This is a genomic window from Oleiphilus sp. HI0123, from assembly GCF_001635315.1.
Window position 1 is genome coordinate 1 of the sequence record NZ_LWGE01001341.1, and the last position, 3,619, is coordinate 3,619.

The following is a 3,619-nucleotide window of genomic DNA, read 5'->3' on the forward strand; positions in this document are numbered from 1 at the left end:
AGGTTGACAACTTTATTGATGAAGTCGATGAATTGTCTGACGCTCTTGATAATGAAGACTTAACGTTGGGTGAAGCACTTGATATCAAAGAAAAGTTTGATGACTTATTACCAAAGTTTGGTGAAGATGCGCGTTTAACGATTGGTCTGGGTTTACATGTTCCTTTCTTTCCAATGGCTTTGAGAACAGATTTCTTGGGCGGCGTGTTAGGTCTGGATGTTCATGCCTCGGGTTTGTTTGATGTTAGTTTTCTTGATGCCCCACTAGATATTCAGATTACCGGTAGTGATGTCGAGCTACTAACAGCGAGTGCACTTTATGTAAAAGGCGCTTCGTTGGTTACGGGTAGTCTATCGTACAGTGCTGAAGTATGGCAGCCGCCAGTGATGGATTCTAAGCTCTTTGCAGGGGTTCAGCTTAATGCTTATCACGCCACCATGAATAAACAAGTACTGGCATTGACTAACATCGCCGAAGATGACGATGCTGGTGATGCGATTCGTGACGAATTTGAAGAGAATACAGTTTCAACAACAGAGATGGGCGTTGATTTAGGTCTTCTTTGGGCTTTCCCTAATGGTCATGCTGGCCTGACTATCGCAAATATAAATGAGCCTGAGTTCAAGTATGGCGATATTGGTACAGACTGTGGCTCAATTACAGACCCAACAAGAAGGGCTAACTGTGAAGTTGCTCGCGACGTATTTTCTGGTGAAATCTCACTGCAAGAAACTGCTGTAATGGCTGCTCAAACAACCATTGAAGGCTCTCTCTATACTGAGGACAAGCAGTGGTTATTGACAGGCGCTTATGACTTAAACTCTGTGTATGACTTGGTAGGCCGAGAAAGCCAGATGATAAGCGGTTCTGCCACTTATTTCCCTAATAGTTATATTTTGCCGACAATTCGTTTAGGTATTAGTCAGAATTTAGTCGGTAGCGAGCTAACTATGGTTGGCTTTGGTACAACACTGTTTGGCATGATGAATATTGATTTAGCGGCGAGTTTGGATACAGTTGAACTTGATGGAACAAAAGCACCGAGACGCTTTGGCTTTAATATCGGCTTTGAAGAGAAATTTTAAGGAGAGGGCATATGAACCTTATTAAGAAACAAACGTTATTCACGATGACGAAGGGATTTTCACTCACTGCCCTAGCTGCAGCTGTTGCAATTAGCGCTGGTTGTAGTAACCCTGATGATCCTGATGGGGGTACAAGCCAGTCGAAACAAGCAGTTGAAGGTGCCGTTGTTGATGCCTACTTGGCGGGTGCTACAGTTTATTTGGATGGTAACGACAATGGCAAACGCGATGCTTGGGAAGCTTCAGCGATTACCGATAAAGATGGTTTTTTCTCAACAAGTAAAGATGGCTTAGTTGATTATTGTGCTAGTGATGCGACAAGCGCCCAGGCAAGGCATTGTTTATCAACTTCCGCAACGGGTACTGGAACGCTTCGCGCATACGGTGGCTTTGATATCTTTACCGGCGAGCCTTTCATTGGTGCCTTAGCGGCAAATGTTGATCTGTCGGGTGGTACGGTTCCAAATCAAAATATTACACCTTTAACCTCTATTATCGCTGAAGCAGGGGAGGATGCTGCTGATGTGTTAGATGAGTTAGGTATTACATCAGACGAAGCTAATAGTGACTTTTTGGGTGAGGGGGGCGTTGATGCATTTGATGCTGATTTGACCAATCAGGCCTTGAAGCTTCATAAAGTAGTCGCCTTGTTTGAAGATGTTTTCGATGAGCATTTTGATGCCTTTGGTGACCTAAGTAACTTCCCAAATAGCGCAAGTGTTCTAATTTATCAAGAATTGGCGGCGGTTATTGCAGCCGGTGACACACTTGATACGACTTCATTGAGAGCTGTTTTCAATAGTGTCAATGCTGCTGTGAGCGCTCTTTATACAGAGCTGGGTGATGAGGATGAAACCTTTCCTGGTAATGCTGCTGAAGGCAATGTAATTGCGGATGCAGTACAGATTCTTGGCTTAATTGATGATGCACTACCTGGCACCACCGCTGACTTGGACGAGGCGCGTTCTCGCATGGTGGGTGTAGAGTTAATAGTGACTAAGATGAATGAAGATGCCAGTGACTTGGCTGATGCGGTGGCAGAAGTTGAGAACCTTGCATCTAATTTATATACCGACTTGAGTGGTGGGGAAGATATTGACTTCAGCACCTTGCTTGACTTGGATTTTAGTTCTACTACTGATTTCAGTTCGGCTTCAATTGGCACAGGTGGTGATACTTATGAGGCGCTGGATGGTCGAGAGTTATTTATCGATTATAGTGATGGCGAAGAAGGTATCTCTGGAAAGGCTTTGTTCTTGTTTGACGCCGATGAAAGCGGCCAGGCAGGTACTGTAGACCTGTGTCTAGCCTACAATGATACCAGCAACGATAATGATGAAGACGATATCTACGAAACTTCGGGTACGCTGATTGATTTGGCTACTTGGTTTACCATTGATGATCGTCGATTGGTGTTAACGGTTGCTGGTTCGTTTGATCTGACTTTGATCAGTCGAGGTGAAGCTGATGGTGAAAACCTTTATAGCATGAGCTATGCAGGGGAAACCGCAAGTTGGTCAAGTCCAAATGGTCTGATTGATATAGAACAGAGCGTTAATGAACGCCCAACGGATGATGCAAGCTGTGAAGCGCTGTTGAATAGCTTGTAAGCTCAAAGCATTAAAAAAGGGGCTCCAGTTTTCTGGCGCCCCTTTTTTGTTGGTTTATTATATTTCTTAGGCCTTAGCTTTCCGCTCTTTAAACTCTTCAATAAGCGAAATTAAAGCTGGAATAACAAACAAGATAAGAATCGTTGCATATGCCAGGCCAAATGAAATACTGACAGCCATAGGGATCAGGAACTGAGCTTGCAGTGATGTTTCGAACAGCAGTGGTAATAGCCCCGCAACAGTCGTCAAAGAGGTCAGCATAACCGCTCTGAGTCGCAGGCATGAAGCATCGACAATAGCCTGTTTGGCGGGCTGGCCTTGTTCTCGTAACTCTCGATAGAAGGTGACCAATATTATCGCATCATTGATAACGATGCCTGATAGGCCAAAAAAGCCAAACCAAGAGAGCATGGTTAGGTCAATGCCTAGCAGCCAGTGACCCAGTATCGCACCCGATATTCCAAGAGGGATCGCAAGCAATACTGCGACAGGCCAAGAGTAGGAACCAAATACCCACGCCAGGATAATATAGATTAAGGTAAAGCCTATGGCTGCGCCTAGCATCATATCTTTGCCGGTCTGGGCTTGTTCTTCAGCCCTGCCTTTCAAGTCTATTTTAATACCGTACTCGATGGACAGGTTAGGTAAAAACTCTTCTTGTAGCTCGGCGATTATCTGGTTGGCATTATTTAAGTCGGGGTTAACGCTGGCGGTGACGTGCAGACCAAGCTTACCTTCAGTATGCCTAACCAGTTCTAAGCCTTTTCTATGGGTCAAGGTGACGACATTGCTTAGCTGAGCAATATCACCAGAGGGTGTAACGAGAGGGAAGTTGTCGAGAATACGAGAGTAGTTGCGCTCTTCATCGGGAAGAATAATCCGAACCTCGATCTCTTCATTCTCGTCATAGAATACTTGTAAAAG

General features: G+C 44.7%; 3 protein-coding genes. 2 read left to right on the plus strand and 1 reads right to left on the minus strand.

Going from position 1 to position 3,619, the window contains the following annotated elements; all coding sequences use genetic code 11:
* Nucleotides 1–1,085, plus strand: a 1,085-nt coding sequence (gene traF / locus A3761_RS16710) for a conjugal transfer protein TraF (protein ID WP_068750545.1), incomplete at its 5' end; no start/stop codon positions are given.
* 11 nt (nt 1,086–1,096) lie between these two features.
* Nucleotides 1,097–2,695: a hypothetical protein gene (locus A3761_RS16715; RefSeq protein ID WP_068554965.1), complete on the plus strand. Its 1,599-nt coding sequence runs from the start codon at nt 1,097–1,099 to the stop codon at nt 2,693–2,695.
* Between the two features lie 66 nt (nt 2,696–2,761).
* On the opposite strand, the gene A3761_RS16720 is transcribed toward A3761_RS16715, so the two are convergent.
* Nucleotides 2,762–3,619 (minus strand): efflux RND transporter permease subunit (locus tag A3761_RS16720; protein WP_156491903.1); only part of this gene is annotated, 858 nt, incomplete at its 5' end.